The 14021-nt window shown below is 73.3% G+C and carries 14 protein-coding genes; 9 read left to right on the top strand and 5 right to left on the bottom strand.

Translation table 11 applies throughout. The annotated features are described in order from the left end of the window. Nucleotides 1–6 precede the first annotated feature (6 nt). The gene (locus ACTMTJ_RS27465; RefSeq protein ID WP_441220884.1) at nucleotides 7–3699 is read left to right on the top strand and encodes an NACHT domain-containing protein; all 3693 of its coding nucleotides are present in this window, start codon (nucleotides 7–9) and stop codon (nucleotides 3697–3699) included. Here ACTMTJ_RS27465 and ACTMTJ_RS27460 read toward each other — a convergent pair. After that, complete coding sequence (locus ACTMTJ_RS27460; RefSeq protein ID WP_441220882.1) at nucleotides 3688–3876, bottom strand: hypothetical protein; 189 nt, start codon at nucleotides 3874–3876, stop codon at nucleotides 3688–3690. The genes ACTMTJ_RS27465 and ACTMTJ_RS27460 overlap by 12 nt on opposite strands. 178 nt (nucleotides 3877–4054) lie before the next feature. On the opposite strand from ACTMTJ_RS27460, the gene ACTMTJ_RS27455 reads away from it, so the two are divergent. After that, nucleotides 4055–4663 (top strand): DNA-binding response regulator, encoded by a 609-nt coding sequence (locus tag ACTMTJ_RS27455; RefSeq protein WP_441220880.1) that lies wholly within the window; start codon nucleotides 4055–4057, stop codon nucleotides 4661–4663. 50 nt (nucleotides 4664–4713) lie between these two features. After that, the gene (locus tag ACTMTJ_RS27450) at nucleotides 4714–5337 is read left to right on the top strand and encodes a TOPRIM nucleotidyl transferase/hydrolase domain-containing protein (protein ID WP_441220878.1); all 624 of its coding nucleotides are present in this window, start codon (nucleotides 4714–4716) and stop codon (nucleotides 5335–5337) included. Here the strand turns inward: ACTMTJ_RS27450 and ACTMTJ_RS27445 are convergent. Beyond that, nucleotides 5256–6038 carry a TetR/AcrR family transcriptional regulator gene (locus tag ACTMTJ_RS27445; protein WP_441220876.1) on the bottom strand — a complete coding sequence of 261 codons (783 nt, stop codon included), beginning with the start codon at nucleotides 6036–6038 and terminating at the stop codon, nucleotides 5256–5258. The genes ACTMTJ_RS27450 and ACTMTJ_RS27445 overlap by 82 nt on opposite strands. 27 nt (nucleotides 6039–6065) lie before the next feature. Here ACTMTJ_RS27445 and ACTMTJ_RS27440 point away from each other — a divergent pair, with 27 nt between their 5' ends. Next, complete coding sequence (locus tag ACTMTJ_RS27440; protein ID WP_441220874.1) at nucleotides 6066–6650, top strand: anthrone oxygenase family protein; 585 nt, start codon at nucleotides 6066–6068, stop codon at nucleotides 6648–6650. A gap of 27 nt (nucleotides 6651–6677) precedes the next feature. Here ACTMTJ_RS27440 and ACTMTJ_RS27435 read toward each other — a convergent pair whose 3' ends face one another. Together ACTMTJ_RS27435 and ACTMTJ_RS27430 are read right to left on the bottom strand one after the other, a co-directional pair. Then, nucleotides 6678–7031, bottom strand: a complete 354-nt coding sequence (locus ACTMTJ_RS27435; protein ID WP_441220872.1) for a hypothetical protein — start codon at nucleotides 7029–7031, stop codon at nucleotides 6678–6680. Beyond that, nucleotides 7028–7411: a hypothetical protein gene (locus ACTMTJ_RS27430; protein WP_441220870.1), complete on the bottom strand. Its 384-nt coding sequence runs from the start codon at nucleotides 7409–7411 to the stop codon at nucleotides 7028–7030. The genes ACTMTJ_RS27435 and ACTMTJ_RS27430 overlap by 4 nt, the downstream gene beginning before the upstream one ends. 119 nt (nucleotides 7412–7530) lie before the next feature. On the opposite strand from ACTMTJ_RS27430, the gene ACTMTJ_RS27425 reads away from it, so the two are divergent. Together ACTMTJ_RS27425 and ACTMTJ_RS27420 are read left to right on the top strand one after the other, a co-directional pair. Next, complete coding sequence (locus ACTMTJ_RS27425) at nucleotides 7531–8847, top strand: cytochrome ubiquinol oxidase subunit I (RefSeq protein WP_441220868.1); 1317 nt, start codon at nucleotides 7531–7533, stop codon at nucleotides 8845–8847. Then, the gene (locus tag ACTMTJ_RS27420; protein WP_441220866.1) at nucleotides 8840–10033 is read left to right on the top strand and encodes a cytochrome d ubiquinol oxidase subunit II; all 1194 of its coding nucleotides are present in this window, start codon (nucleotides 8840–8842) and stop codon (nucleotides 10031–10033) included. Before ACTMTJ_RS27425 ends, ACTMTJ_RS27420 begins: the two co-directional genes overlap by 8 nt. Before the next feature lie 28 nt (nucleotides 10034–10061). Here the strand turns inward: ACTMTJ_RS27420 and ACTMTJ_RS27415 are convergent, their stop codons facing one another. Then, the gene (locus ACTMTJ_RS27415) at nucleotides 10062–11039 is read right to left on the bottom strand and encodes a Gfo/Idh/MocA family protein (RefSeq protein WP_441220864.1); all 978 of its coding nucleotides are present in this window, start codon (nucleotides 11037–11039) and stop codon (nucleotides 10062–10064) included. 3 nt (nucleotides 11040–11042) lie between these two features. Between ACTMTJ_RS27415 and ACTMTJ_RS27410 the strand changes: the two genes are divergently transcribed. The 3 genes from ACTMTJ_RS27410 to ACTMTJ_RS27400 all read left to right on the top strand — a co-directional run bounded on the left by ACTMTJ_RS27410 (nucleotide 11043) and on the right by ACTMTJ_RS27400 (nucleotide 13960). After that, on the top strand, nucleotides 11043–11810 hold the full coding sequence (locus ACTMTJ_RS27410) for an SIR2 family NAD-dependent protein deacylase (RefSeq protein ID WP_441220862.1): 768 nt from the start codon (nucleotides 11043–11045) through the stop codon (nucleotides 11808–11810). 79 nt (nucleotides 11811–11889) lie between these two features. Further along, a complete protein-coding gene (locus tag ACTMTJ_RS27405; protein ID WP_441220860.1) occupies nucleotides 11890–12828 on the top strand; it encodes an ADP-ribosylglycohydrolase family protein in 939 nt (312 codons plus the stop codon). A gap of 10 nt (nucleotides 12829–12838) precedes the next feature. Then, nucleotides 12839–13960: a DNA polymerase III subunit beta gene (locus ACTMTJ_RS27400; protein WP_441220858.1), complete on the top strand. Its 1122-nt coding sequence runs from the start codon at nucleotides 12839–12841 to the stop codon at nucleotides 13958–13960. Nucleotides 13961–14021: the final 61 nt, after the last annotated feature.

Raw genomic sequence — 14021 nt, 5'->3', positions numbered from 1 at the left:
CGGCCGATGGATCCGGCACAGCGTGACGCCGAGTTCGCGGAGGTCCGGGCCTTCGTCGACGACGACGCCGTCGCGAACGCGTTGCGGCGGTGGGCGGCCGGCCAGGACGGCTGGGTGCGCCTGCCGAGCTTCCGCTGGGAGGCGCGGGGCTACTCCGGCTCCCGCCTGATCGCGATCTGGCTGATGCTCGCCGGCAGCGAGCCGAACCCGCACGGCCAAAAGCTCATCGCCAAGGTGTTGCCGGCCGGGCCGTACAGCGGGGAGACGGGGCGGCACCGGCGGGCGCTGACGGACCCGGCGGCCCGAGACTTCGCCCGCCGTCGACTCGTCCAGCAGTACGGCACGCGTCAGCCGGTGGACGACGGCCGCCACATCATGTTCCAGGATCCCGCCGGGAGCCTGGACGGCGCGACGACTCTGGCGAAGGTCTCGGAGGAGTTTCGGGCGGAGGCGTGCGGGCACCTCACGCGCATCCTGATCGACGAGTGGAACGTGCCGCTCTGGCCCAACGCCAACGCGCCGTTCATCCTGGCAACGGTCGCGGACGAGTACCTCCGGATCGAGCTGCGCGATTCGCTCGTGAAGATCCGGGCCGTCGCCGAGGCGCTGTGGCCCGGCCTCGACGTGGGTGTGGCTCGCTGGATCGACATGGGCACCGGACTGATCCCCAACCCGATCCGGATGGCCGAGCCGGATTCCCAGCTGCACGACTTCCGCATGGAGTACCTGGCCGGCCGCGCACACGGCGACCTGCACCTCGACAACGCGCTGGTGCCGGTCGACCCACCCGAACCGCCGCTCTTCACGGCGATGAAGCTGATCGACCTCTCCGCCTTCTCCCTGGACGCGCCGCTGACCAGAGACATCGCGACGCTGACGATGTCGGTCGCGGCGAAGGAGCTCGAACGCGCGCCGGGCGACCCCGCGACACGCGAGAGCCTCCGCCGGTTCGTGCTCGACCCACGGGCGGACCGGCCGGCGGCGCTGAACATCTGGGTCGCCGACGCGCTGCGGGAGATCCACCGGGGCTGCGGGTCCATTTCGGACGGTGTGCGGCTGGAGTGGCGGCATCAGCGCCTGCTCTCACTCGCCGCCGCGGCGCTGGCGTACCTCACGTACGACAGCGTGGATCCGGCGGACAAGCGGTGGTTCTTCCAGGTCGCCGGGCACGCCGTCCGGGAGTTCCTCCGGCTGCGCGACGTCCCGGACGTGCCGCCCGGCGAGCGGGAGCCGCGCGTGACGCCGCCCGCCGTCGAGCCGAAGGCGCCGCCCGTGGTTGGCGCCGCGGCGAGCCCGACCGACATGCCGTCGCGCCCGGCGGTCGGTGCCGCGCTGCGGTACGTGGACGAGGTACCGGTCGTGATCGCGACCGGCTTCCGGGATCGCGACGTCGAGCTGAAACGCCTCGAGGACGCGGTCGCGGATACTACGAAGGGCCTGGTGGCGGTCGTCGGCGGGCCGGGCTCGGGCAAGACGGCGTTGATCTACCGGTTGCGGCAGCAGCTCGCCCGCGACAAGTCGCCCCACGCCGTCGACGGCTTCTTCTACCTGTCCGGCGCGGGATACCAGGACATCGGAGCCGGCGTGCTGCTCGACAAGCTGGCGGCGCTCGTCGAGGACCCGGAGGCACAGGCGCGCCTGCGGTTGCGGCTGAAAGATCCGGTGCCGTGGGTGGGCAAGCTCGACCACGTGATGTCGGCTCTGTCCGGCCAGCGGGTCGTCGTGATCCTCGACGACGCCGACGAACAGCTCGACCGCGACGGTGACCTGCGCGACCGGGAGTTGCGGGAGACGCTGCTCGGCCTGCTGCACGCCGAGCGGCCCGGGTTCCAGTTCGTCGTCGTGGCCAGGCAGCGTCCGGAGGCGTTGCTGCGCGCCCTGGGCAACCGGGCGGCCGAGGTCCCGCTCGGCGACGGGCTTCCCGCGCCGTTCGCGATGGACCTGTTGCGGTCGCTGGGCATCGCGGACGCGCCCGACGACCTGCTGCGCGCCGTGCACGACCTGACCGGCGGCGTACCGCGCGTGCTGGAGCTCTTCGCCGCGGTCTGCCGTAAGGCGCCGTCCGGGTCCGTGCGCGACCTCGTGTCCGAGCTGGATCGGCGGCTCCGCGAGGACCAGCAGCCTCCCGGTGAGGTGCTGTTCGAGCGGATCTACAAAGGACTGAGCGAGGTGGAGCGCGGGGTCGTGGAGGCGCTGGCCGTCTACGAACGTGCCGTCGAGCCGGCGGCCGTCGCCTATCTGCTGCGTCCCTATGGGCCGGTTCCGGACAGCCGCGCGGTCCTGGGCGACCTGCACCGGCGCGGTGTCGTGCGGCACGACGACGGCCAGTACTTCCTGCCGCCGGAGCCGGACCAGCGCCTGGTCCTGTCGACGATGCCGCCGGGCGAGCGCGTGCCGGCGCTGCGGCTACGCGCCGCCGACTACTTCGCACACACCTCGATCGGCCGGGTCACCGGCGTGGAGGACCTGCGGCCGCGGCTCGCCGAAGTGCACCTGCGGATCCGCGCCGGCGACTACGACCGCGCGCTCGACCTCATGACCGAGCTCGACGACGAGCACCTCATCCCGTCCGGCAACAGCGACGTGCTGATCCGGTGGCGCACGGAGCTCAAGCATCTGCTGACCGACCCGGACGACCAGGCGCACAACCTGTCGTACCTCGTCGCGGCCCGCCAGCAGCAGGAGGACTACGCGCTGGTGGTCGAGGAGCTGACCACCGCCATGCGGCTGAAGGGCCGGCTGAGCGGCGATCGGATCGTGCTGCGCCTTCAGCTCGCGAGCGCCTGGTACGACGAAGGCCGGATATCCCGCGCGCTGCACCTGTATCGGCGGACCGTACGGCAGTGCCGGCTGCGCCGGATGGGGGTCGAGGAGGTGGGCGCCCGGCTGAGCCTCGGCCTGTGCCTGGCCAAGATCGGCGAGTTCCCGGCGGCGCTGCGGCAGTACACCGAGGCTCAGCGCGCGATCGATCGACTGCCGGCCAGGGAGAGCGGACCGTTGCGGTCGTTGCTCTGCCTCGACCGGGCCCTCACGCACGCCCAGCTCGGCGAGTGGACCGAAGCGCTGGCCGCCGCGCGGGAAGGACGGTCGCTGGCGAACGCCGCCGGCGAGGTCCTCCGTGAAGGGCAGTGCCTGGACCAGGAGGCTGCGGCGTTCGTCGACGACTGCGATCCCGACCGGGCGGTCGCGCCGGCGGTCGCGGCGGCCGAGATCGGCATACAGACCCGGAACCCGAAGCTGACCCGGAGCGCGTACCTCAACCTCGCGTTGGCGTACGCGGTGCTGGAGCGGACGGACGACGCCGCCGCTGCGGTCAACGCCGCGAGTCGCCTGTACGCCGGCCCGCCGAGGGCGGTCGGCGCGCTGAGCCTCCAGGGCATCGTCGCGCTGCGGCAGGGAGACCCGGACCGGGCCTACGTCGCGTTCTCGCGGGCCTACGTCAGCGCCAGCTCGCGGCTCCGGCACGACGGCCGGGACTACGCCGTCCACGAGCAACACGGTCTGGCCCTGTGCGGCCTGGCACTCACCGACAACCCCGGCCACGCCGGCGCCGCGGTCGAGGCGGTCCGACTGGCCCGGGAGATCTCGGGCGGGCGGGCACGGGGCAGCATCAGCCGCATCCGGCTGATGCTGCGGCTGCTCGGCGACCCCGAGATCCTGGCCGGCGTCCGCCGGGCGAACGAAGGCCTAGCCGCCTGATTCCTTCGACAGCATGATCAGCACCAGGACGACGATCACAAGAACGATTAGAGGGCCCAGCGAGGAACCGCGACGCGGCTTGCGGGCCTTGCGCCGGATCCGGGGACGCCAAACGTCGCCACCGTCGTTGACCATCGCAGCCCTCCCGGCGAGGGAAACCGAGCCGACCGACGACATCGTGTGACAGTGACGCTACGTGGCGTCCATCGCGCCGGTCTATGACGCATGTCGTGGCAGGGAGCTGCCATGATGGTCGGATTCATGACCGAAGTCCGCACGTGACGGTGCGTTGTGTTGCCACCCGATCAGACGGCAGCGAGCATGTGCAGCGTTCGGCGTCGACTCCCTTGGGGGCATGAAGGTCATGTCGGTCCGGATCGCCATCGTCGATCCGCTACCGATGTTTCGCGGTGGGCTCAGCGACGTCCTGGAGCGCGCCGGCTTCGCCCACGACGCCCCCGACGACCTCGCGGCCTGGGTGCGCGCGGGTGCCGGTGACCTCGTCCTGCTGACCCTGCGCCACGCCGCGGACTGGACGTTGCTGGAAGAGACGTGCCAGTCCCGGTCGCGGGTGGCCGTCATCGCGGTGCTGGACGACCCAACCGTCCCGGCGTACCTTCGCGCCCTCAACGCCGGTGCGGTCGGTGCCGTGCCACGGCACGCGGCGGCGGACGAGATCCGTGAGGTGTGCGCGGCGGTGGCGGACGGCCGCACCGTACTGCCGATCGCCGTACTGCGGGCGTGTCTCGACCCGGGCCGGCGACAGCGCCGCGAGGTGCCCTTGGAGCGTGAGATCGAGTGGCTGCGGGAGCTCGCCCGCGGCGAGACGATGGCCCAGGTCGCGAGCCGGGCGGGCTACTCCGAGCGGATGATGTTTCGGATGCTGCGCGCCCTCTACGGGCGGCTCGACGTCGGCAACCGCACCGAGGCCATCATCTTCGCGCGCGACCAGGGATGGCTCTGACACCGCGTTAATGGCTTGTCGGCCGCCGCGCGGGTCGACCATCATGCGGCATGGACGTCGCCGACCGCCGTGAGCTCGCCCGCCGGGCGCTCGAAGGCTACGTGAGTGGTCCGACCGCCCCGATCGAGGCGACGGCCCGCGCCGTGGCGAAGCTCGGCGACGCCACCACCGCCGTACTCGTCGAGGGCATCAGCGACCAGATCGCGGTGGAGACGGCGGCGGCGCGCCGTGGCCGGGATCTGGAGGCGGAGCGGATCGTCGTCGTGCCGATCGGCGGGGCGCACGCGATCGGCCGATTCCTGACCGGCTTGCGTGCCGGGATGCGGCTCGCGGGCCTGTGCGACCTGCACGAGGAGGAGATCTTCCGGCGCGGGCTTCGCGACGTCGAGCACCTCGGTTTCCACGTCTGCGTCCAGGACCTCGAAGACGAGCTGATCCGGGCCGTGGGCACCGCGGACGTCGAGGAGCTGTTCGAGTCGCAGGGCGACCTGGGTTCGTTCCGCTCGTTGCAGAGCCAGCCCGCCTGGCGCGGCCGGGAGCTCGACGCGCAGATGCGGCGCTTCTTCGGCAGCGGCGCGCGGCGCAAGTCGCGCTACGCCCGCCTCCTCGTCGAGGCCGCGGTCGACCGGGATGCCTTGCCCCGCCCGCTCGACGCGCTGCTCGCCGCCGTCTGACCCGTGCCGTACAGGCGGTAGAAGAGGTCGACGGCGTCGGCGGCGCGCCCGTCGACGACTCGCGGGGTGCTGGCGCCAAGCAAGGCGGCGATCTGCGTGTCGCGGACGGCCAGGCCGAAGAGCACGCCGAACGCCTCGGCCGGGTCGGGGCAGGCGATCTCGCCGCGTCTCGTGGCCTCGGCGAGGACCGCCTCGAACAGCGGCCCGGTGGTCGCCCGGCCGTTGGCGTGCAGCACCTGGGCCAGCTCGGGATCGCCCGGCACGCCGGCGATCGCGGCGCGGTTGAGGGCCAGTGAGCGCTCGCCGGTCAGCAGGGCCAGCAGGGCGCGGACCGCCGCTTCCAGGGCCGGGCGCACCGGCCGCGCCGGTGGCGTGTCCAGGGCCGCGCGCAGCAGCTCGTTGGTGTCGGTCGACTGGCGCAGCACGAGCGCCGCCAGCAGGCCGCGCCGGCCGCCGAAGTGGGCGTAGATTGTCTCCTTCGACGCGTGCGCCTGCTCGGCGATCCGCCGGGTGGACAGCGCCGCGATGCCGTCCCGTTCGAGGATCCGCGCGGCCGCGTCCAGGATGGCCTGCCGCCGGGCCTCGCCGCGGGACTCTGCTGGTCGCGCTCGCTGGCCGCCCCGGGCGGCCGGCTCCGAGTCGAGCCCGTCCCCGCGCGTGGATCTCGGGGGCGTTCTCGGGGGTTCACCGGATGCCGTCATAGCCGAACCGTACCGTACGGTTCGGATATGCGGAAACAACTTGCCGTCACCTGGGTGGCCGTCGTCCTGCTCGGGCTGATCGCCGGCTTCTTCTACGCGTACGCCTGCTCGGTCATGGTCGGGCTCGCCGAGACCGACGACCGCACGTTCATCGCCACCATGCAGGCGATCAACGCCAACGTCCGCAACGCCGGCTTCGCCGTCAGCTTCTTCGGCGCGCTCGCGGTGACGGCGCTCGCGGCGTTGCTGGGCCTGCGACGGTGGCGCAGCCCGGCCACGATCCTGCTCGTCCTCGCCGCGGTCACTTACGGCGTCGGCGGCCTCGCCCTGACGATGGGCGTCAGCGTGCCACTCAACGAGGAGCTCGCCGCCGCCGGTGCACCCGACGCCATCGCCGACCCGGCCCGGGTACGCGCCGCGTACGAGGGACCGTGGGTGACCTGGAACCTGGTCCGCGCGATCGCCTCCACCGTCGCCCTCGGGCTCGCCGCCGCGGCGCTACACAAGCTCGGCCACCGAAAGGTGGAGGCGCGGGTTGTCGATGGCGGCGGCGAGGAGCGCGGCGGTCTCCGCGGCGCCGGGATGGCCCCGGGCCGCCCGGTGCAGCAGTGACCTTCTGGTGTGCGGCGGCGACGTCGATCAGCGGCGACCTCCGACGGCGCTCTCTTCGGGGGCGGGTTGGCGGCCGGTCAGGAGGGCCGTGAGCAGCAGTGCCAGGGCGGCGGCGGAGACGGCGCCGGACACCGCGCGCACCCACGCCGCGCGGTTGACGATGTCTTCTAGCTCTTCCGGGGCGGCGCCGGGCAAGGTGCCGGCGAGGTGGTCGATCCACAGGTAGGAGGCGACCTGGGCCACCGCCAGCACGACGAAGCCCGCCGTCGCCAGCAGGGCCGCGCGGCCGAGCCGGCGCCGCAGCAATACCGCCGCCGCCAGGCCGACCGCGCAGACGGCCGCCGTGGTGAGGGCGTGCAGGAGGGGTAGCTGATCGGTCATCGGGCTCTGCCCGCCATCGTCGCGGCACGGCGGCCCGCGAAGAGGGCCGAGGCGAGCAGCACCAGCCCGACCAGGTAGATCATCAGCAGCGCGACGCGCACCGGCTCGTCGAGGTCTCGGGCGAGTTGGAGGCCGGTGGGCATCGGGATCGAGCCGTCCTCGGGGGCGACGTTGACCGGCGCCCACTCGCGGGACAGCACCCAGTAGGTCCAGACGACCTCGCCGGCGGTGGCCAGCGCGAGCAGGCCGACACCGCCGAACGCCGGGGCAGCCGCCGCGCCGAGCCGGCGCCGGAATGCGATCAAGACGAACAGGCCGGCCACGAGCGCGACCGCCTCGGGCACCAGTGGAAGCACCAACCGGTACACGTCGAATTTCATGCCACACACGGTCTCACCCCGCACTCGCCTGTCCAAGGTGTCCATCGGCAGTTCGTCCGTTCACCGCGCGGGTGGCGTGCCGCGGCGTTAGCGTGGCCGGGAGCCGGACGCTTGGGGGTGTGAGCATCGAGGACTACCTGCTCGAAGCACGGCAGATGCAGGCGCTGTCGCTGGCGGTGCACATCCCGCTGGTCTGTTTCGGCATCGCGCTCCCCGCGCTGGTGCTCTTCTGCGAGTGGCGCTACCTGCGCACCGGCGACCGGCTGTACCGCACGCTCGCGCGGCGCTGGTCGAAGGTGATGCTGGGGCTGTTCGCCGTCGGTGTGGTGACCGGCACGATCCTCAGCTTCGAGCTCGGGCTGCTGTGGCCGGAGTTCATGGCCCGCTTCGCCAACGTGTTCGGGCTCGGGTTCACCCTCGAAGGGTTCTCGTTCTTCACCGAGGCGATCTTCATCGGCATCTACGTGTACGGGTGGGACCGGCTGGGGCCGCGCCTGCACTTCCTGTCCGGCATCCCGATCGCCCTCGCCGGGGTCGCCGGCTCGCTGTTCGTCATCGCGGTCAACGGCTGGATGAACCACCCCGAAGGCTTCACGCTCCGCGACGGCCGGGCGGTCGCCGCGGATCCGTGGGAGGCGCTGTTCGGCAACACGTTCTTCTGGCACGAGTTCGTCCACATGTACTTCGCCGGCTACATCGTCACCGGCTTCCTGCTCGCCACCCCGTACGCCTGGGGATGGCTGCGCGGGCGCCGCGACCGCTACCACCGCACCGCGCTGACCGTCGCGCTCTCCGCGGCCGCGGTCGCCGCGCCGCTCCAGGTGGTGATCGGCGACTGGGCGGCCCGCGAGGTGTCCCACCACCAGCCGGTGAAGCTGGCCGCCATGGAGGGGCTCGGCGAAACCAGGAGCGGCGCGCCGGTGCACGTCCTCGGCTGGTACAACGGCAACGAGGTGGTGTACGGCGTCGCGATCCCGCGGCTGCTGTCCCTGCTCGCGTACCACGACCCCGGCGCGACGGTGCAAGGGCTCGACGCCGTGCCGGTCGAGGACCAGCCGCCGGTCAACGTGGTGCGGTACTCGTTCCAGGTCATGGTGGGGATCGGCCTGCTGCTCGCGCTGATCAGCGCCGTCTACCTCTACGTCCGCCTCAGACGCCGGCGGCTGCCCAGGCCGCGCTGGTTCTACTGGGCCGTCGTGGCCGCCGGACCCTTGTCGGTGGTCGCGCTCATCGCCGGCTGGATCACCACCGAGGTCGGGCGGCAGCCCTGGATCGTGTACGGGGTGATGCGCACCTCCGAAGCGGTGACCGGCGCGTCCGGCATCCCCGTCGGATACGCCACGCTCGTCATCGTCTACATCGGACTCGCTGCCGGCGTCGGGTGGATGTTGCACCGGTTCAGCAAGGTGCCGCTGGAGGCTGACTGGGATGGCTGAGCTGCCCGCGGTGTTCATCCTCGCCGGCCTGGCCGCGTACACGGTGCTGGCCGGCGCCGACTTCGGGGCCGGGCTGTGGGGGCTGCTCGCCGGCGCCGGCCGGGCCAGCCCCTCCGCCACCCGCGACCACGCCCGCCACGCGATGGGACCGGTGTGGGAGGCCAACCACGTGTGGCTCGTCTTCGTGCTCGTGGTGTGCTGGACCGCGTACCCGGTCGCGTTCGGCTCGATCACGTCCACGCTCGCGGTGCCGCTGTTCATCGCCGCGGTCGGCATCATCCTGCGCGGCGCCTCGTACGCGCTGCGCGGCCAGCTCGAAGACGCCCCCGGCCGCCGCCCGATCGAAAACCTCTTCGCGGTCTCGTCGATCCTCACGCCGTTCGCGCTCGGCACCGTCGTGGGCGGCATCGCCTCCGGGCGGGTGCCGGTCGGCAACGCGGCGGGCGACCTGGTGACCAGCTGGCTCAACCCCACGTCGATCCTCGTCGGGGCCCTCGCCGTGGCCACCGGCGCGTACCTGGCCGCGGTCTACCTGGCCGCCGACGCGCACCGCCTCCGCGAAGGCACGCTCGAACGCGACTTTCGCGCCCGGGCACTTGTCTCCGGGCTCTGCGCCGGCGCGCTGGCGCTCGGCGGGCTCGTCGTCGTCCGGCAGGACGCGCCCGAGCTGTACCACGGCCTCACCCGCGGCGGCGGCGCCCTGATGGTCGCCATCTCGGTCGCGGCGGGGGTGGCCACGCTGGCGCTGGTCTGGCGCGCCCGCTTCGAGGCCGCCCGCGCCTCGGCCGCGCTCGCCGTCGCGGCCATCGTCGCCGGCTGGGCCTTCGCGCAGCGGCCCCGCTTCCTGCCCGGCCTCACCATCGAGCAGGCCGCCGCGAGCCGTTCCACATTGGAGGCCGTCGTCACCGCGGTGGCCGTGGGGGCGGTGGTGCTGGTGCCCTCGCTGATCCTGCTCTTCCGGCTCTTCCTCCGCGGCCACCTCGACCCCGCGGAGGCGGCGGCCGACCTTCCGGTGGCGCCGGTGCACGCGCCGCGGCGCCGGTTTCCGCTGGCCGCGTTCGCCGGTGTGACGGTGCTCGCCGGCCTCGCCATGACCCTGCTCGCCGAGCCGGGCTGGATCCTCGCCGCCGGGGTGGCCTGCCTGGTCGCCGGCGCGGTCGCCACCTTCGGACTGGCCACGGCGTGATGGACCGCGCCGGTGCGGAAGGAGCCCGCTAGGCGCGAAGCGGAAGCCCCGCCGCCGTGTAGATGTCGTCGATCAGCGCCATGGTGGCGACGGAGTCGGCCGGCGGCGTGAGGTTGGTCGGCTCGCCGCGCACGGCGGCGGCGAAGGCGCGCAACTGGTGCACGTACGTCGCCTCGCCCTGAAAACGCTCGCGGCGGCGCCGGCCCTCGACGGTCACCGTGAAGCGTGACCACATGTGCGGGGCGGCGAAGTTGACGACGGTCAGCGTGCCGCGCTCGCCGAAGACCTTGGCCGTGATGCGCAGCAGCCGCGCCGACCACATCGACGTACGCACCTGGGCCGTCGCCCCGCCGGGAAGGCTGAGCTCCGCGGTCATCGCGCGGTCGACGCGCGGGTCGCGCCGGAGAGTCACGGCTTTCGCGGCGGTGACCGCCGGCTGGCCCGGGGCGAGCAGGCGCAGGCAGTGGACGGCGTAGCAGCCGGCGTCCATGAGCGCGCCGCCGGCCAGCGCGAAGTCGTACCGGATGTCGGAGAAGCGGGGGAGTGGAAAGCACATCGCCGTCTCGACGCGCCGGACCGGACCCAGCTCACCACTGTGGACGATCTCGTGCATGCGCCGCGCGACCGGATGGTAGCGGTAGTGGAAAGCCTCCATCACCTCCACAGTGGACGAATCAGCGAGGGTCGCCACCTCGCGGGCCTGCGCGGCGTTGGAGGTGAACGGCTTTTCGCACAGCACGTGCTTGCCGGCCTCCATCGCGGCGAGTGTCCACTGTGCGTGCAGGCCGTTGGGGAGCGGGACGTAGACCGCGTCGAGCGAGGGATCCGCCACGAGGTCGGCGTAGGAGTCGTGCACGACGGGCACGCCGTGCCGCGCGGCGAACGCCTCGGCCCGGCCCCGATCCCGCGCCGCGACGGCGGCGACCTCGACGCCGTCGACCACACGCGCGGGCCTGACGAGCGCCGCCGGGGCGATGCGGGCGGCACCCAGCACACCTATCCTCACGGCGTGAGCCTACTGAATCCCTCCGCCGCCGGGCTCCTCCGCGACGCCCGTCGGATCGTGGTCTTCACCGGTGCGGGGATCTCGGCCGAGAGCGGCGTGCCCACGTTTCGCGACGACCTCACCGGGCTGTGGGCTCAGTTCGACGCGCAGCGGCTGGCCACCCCGGAGGCGTTCCACGCCGATCCCGACCTGGTCTGGGGCTGGTACGAGTGGCGGCGCGCACGGGTCCTCCACACCGAGCCCAACCCCGGACACCTGGCGGCCGCGGCGATCGAGGCCCGCGTCCCAGGCACCGTGGTCATCACCCAGAACGTCGACGACCTGCACGAGCGAGCCGGTTCGCGGGCCCCGGTCCACCTGCACGGCAGCCTGTTCGCGCCCCGGTGCGTCGCGGAGGCGGCCCACCCGGCACCCGTCCCCGAGCTGGCGGCCGGCGTCGGCGAGGGCCGCAGGATCCCACCGCCCCGCTGCGCCGACTGCGGGTGGCTGGTGCGTCCCGGCGTGGTCTGGTTCGGCGAGGCGCTGCCCGAGGCGGCGCTGACCGCGGCCGTCGACGCCGCCGTAGCCTGCGACCTGCTGCTGACGGTCGGCACCTCCGGCGTCGTCTACCCGGCCGCCGAGATCCCGCGCCTCGCGGCCCGCTCCGGCGCCACCGTGATCCAGGTGAACCCCGAGCCGACGCCCCTGGACCGCGTCTGCGAGGTCAACCTGCGCGGCCCCGCGGCCGAGATCCTTCCCGCGTTGGTCGCCGCCGCCTGGAAAGAGATTTGAGCTACCGCCGCTCCCGCATCGCCGTAGCCCAGATCGGGATGCTGACGCGCGGCCGGGAGTGAGGAAGGATCGAGGCGATATGGTGACTGTCCTTTACGACGACGCGCGTCGGCATCTGAGCCTCGACAGCTTGCAGGGGCTCTCGGTCGGTGACGCGCTGGGCGCGCAGTTCTTCATGGTCGGCCGGTCGCTCGCCGACCTGAAGGCGGGCCGACCGCCGGAGGGCGTGTGGGAGTGGACCGACGACACGCACATGGCCTGCTCCGTGGTGGCCGAGCTGCACGATCGCGGGCGCATCGACCAGGACGCGCTGGCGGAGGTGTTCGCGGATCGGTGCGAGCCCTACCGCGGTTACGGCGCCGGTGCGGTCGTCATCCTGCACGAGATCCGCGACGGCAGACCGTGGCGGGAGGCGGCGGGCTCGGCCTTCGGCGGCGAGGGCTCGTGTGGAAACGGTGCCGCGATGCGGGTTCCGCCGCTGGGTGCGTACTACGCCGACAAGCCGCGGCGGGCGGCGGAGGAGGCGATCCGGTCGGCGGAGGTGACGCACGCACATCCGGAGGGGATTCTGGGCGCGGTCGTGGTGGCGGCCGCCGCAGCGCACGCCGCGGCCGCCCGGCTGTCCGGTGTGCGGCCGGAGCCGGCCCGGTTCGTCGAGATGTTGACGCCGTTCCTCGTCGACGGCCAGGTGCGGCGCGGGGTCGCGCGGGCCGGGCGGCTGGTGGGCCATTCGGTCGCGGAGGCGGCGTACGAGTTGGGCAACGGGTCGCGGGTCACGGCGCAGGACACGGTGCCGTTCGCGGTGTGGGTGGCCGCCACGTTCCTGGATGACTACCCGGGCGCGGTGACGGCCTGCGTGGAGGCCGGGGGAGACGTGGACACCACCGCCGCGATCGCCGGCGGCATCGTGGCGGCACACACCGGCGTCGGCGATCGGCCGGGCGTGACCGGCGTGCCGCTCAGCTGGCTCGCCCAGCGCGAACCGCTGCCGGAGTGGAGTGTCGTACCCCCGGCGTAGGTTGCCCGGCGTGACCACCGACGTGCTCGACCTGACCGCGGATGCCGCCTCGCTCGCCGAGGCCGCCGGCCGGATCGCCCGGCTGATGCCCGCCCGGCCGTCGCAGCCCGCGCTCGCCGGCGTGCTGTTGGGCGCCGACCGGCAGGGGCTGCTGCTCACCGCCACCGACGGAGAGCTGACCGCGCGCGCCCGCGTGTCGGCCACCGTGCACGTGGAGGGCTCGGCGGTGGTGTCGCGGCGGGCGTTCGCCGAGACGCTGGCCGCGCTGGCCACGCCGGAGGTGCGGCTGAGCGTCGAGGGGTCGCGCCTCGCGGTGCGCACCGCCACCGCCCGTTTCGCGCTGCCCCGCGTCGGCGGCGAGTATCCGCCGTGTGCCGGCCTACCGCCCCTGGTCGGCGAGGTCAGCGGCGCCGACCTGCGCCAGGTGGCACCGCCGGTGGCCGGCGCGGCCTCGCGGGAGCACGCGCTGCCGATCTTCACGGGTGTGCGGCTGCGCTCCGACGGCACACGGATCGCGTTGCTGGCCACCGATCGCTACCGCATGGCCGCGGCGTCCGTGCCGTGGCGGCCGGCGGCCGAGGGTGCCCGGGTCGACGCGCTCGTGCCGGCGGTGGTGCTCGCCGAGATGGTCAAGCAGGCGGGTCGGGCCGAGCGGGTGGTGGTGCACGCCGACGCGCGGATGTTCGGGCTGGCGTGGGCGCAGGGCAGCGTCGTGGTGCCGAGCCTCGGCACGCCGTTTCCCGACGCGCAGCTCGACCGGCTGCTCGACATCGCCCCGGAGTGCACGATCGAGGTCGAGGCCGACGAGCTGGCCGGCGCGCTCGACCGGGCCGCGCCATACGGCGGCGAGCAGAGCCGCGTCGTGATCGAGGCCCGCGACGGCATCCTCGTCGTGCGGGCGAGCGACCCGCTGACCGGCGAGGCGGAGGAGACCGTGAAGGCGTCGGTGCGCGGCGACCATCTGACCCGCTCCTACCAGGCGCGGCTGCTGACCGACGCGCTGCGCCCGTTCGCCCGGCGCACGGTGTCGATGCGGGTGCAGGAGGGCATGCGGGCGACCGCGTTCACCGCCGCGCCCGATCTCGACCTGCGCTACCTGGTGGTCCCGATGCGCACCGCCGGCGAGGAGTGACGCCGACCCCACGACATGCGTTTGCGGCGCTCGCCGTCGCGGCCCTGCTCCACACGCGGAA

Origin of the sequence: Phytohabitans sp. LJ34 (assembly GCF_052068095.1) — a bacterium.
Lineage (GTDB): Bacteria > Actinomycetota > Actinomycetes > Mycobacteriales > Micromonosporaceae > Phytohabitans.
Note: the sequence above shows the minus strand (reverse complement) of the source record. Positions and strands in the feature narration are given on the sequence as shown.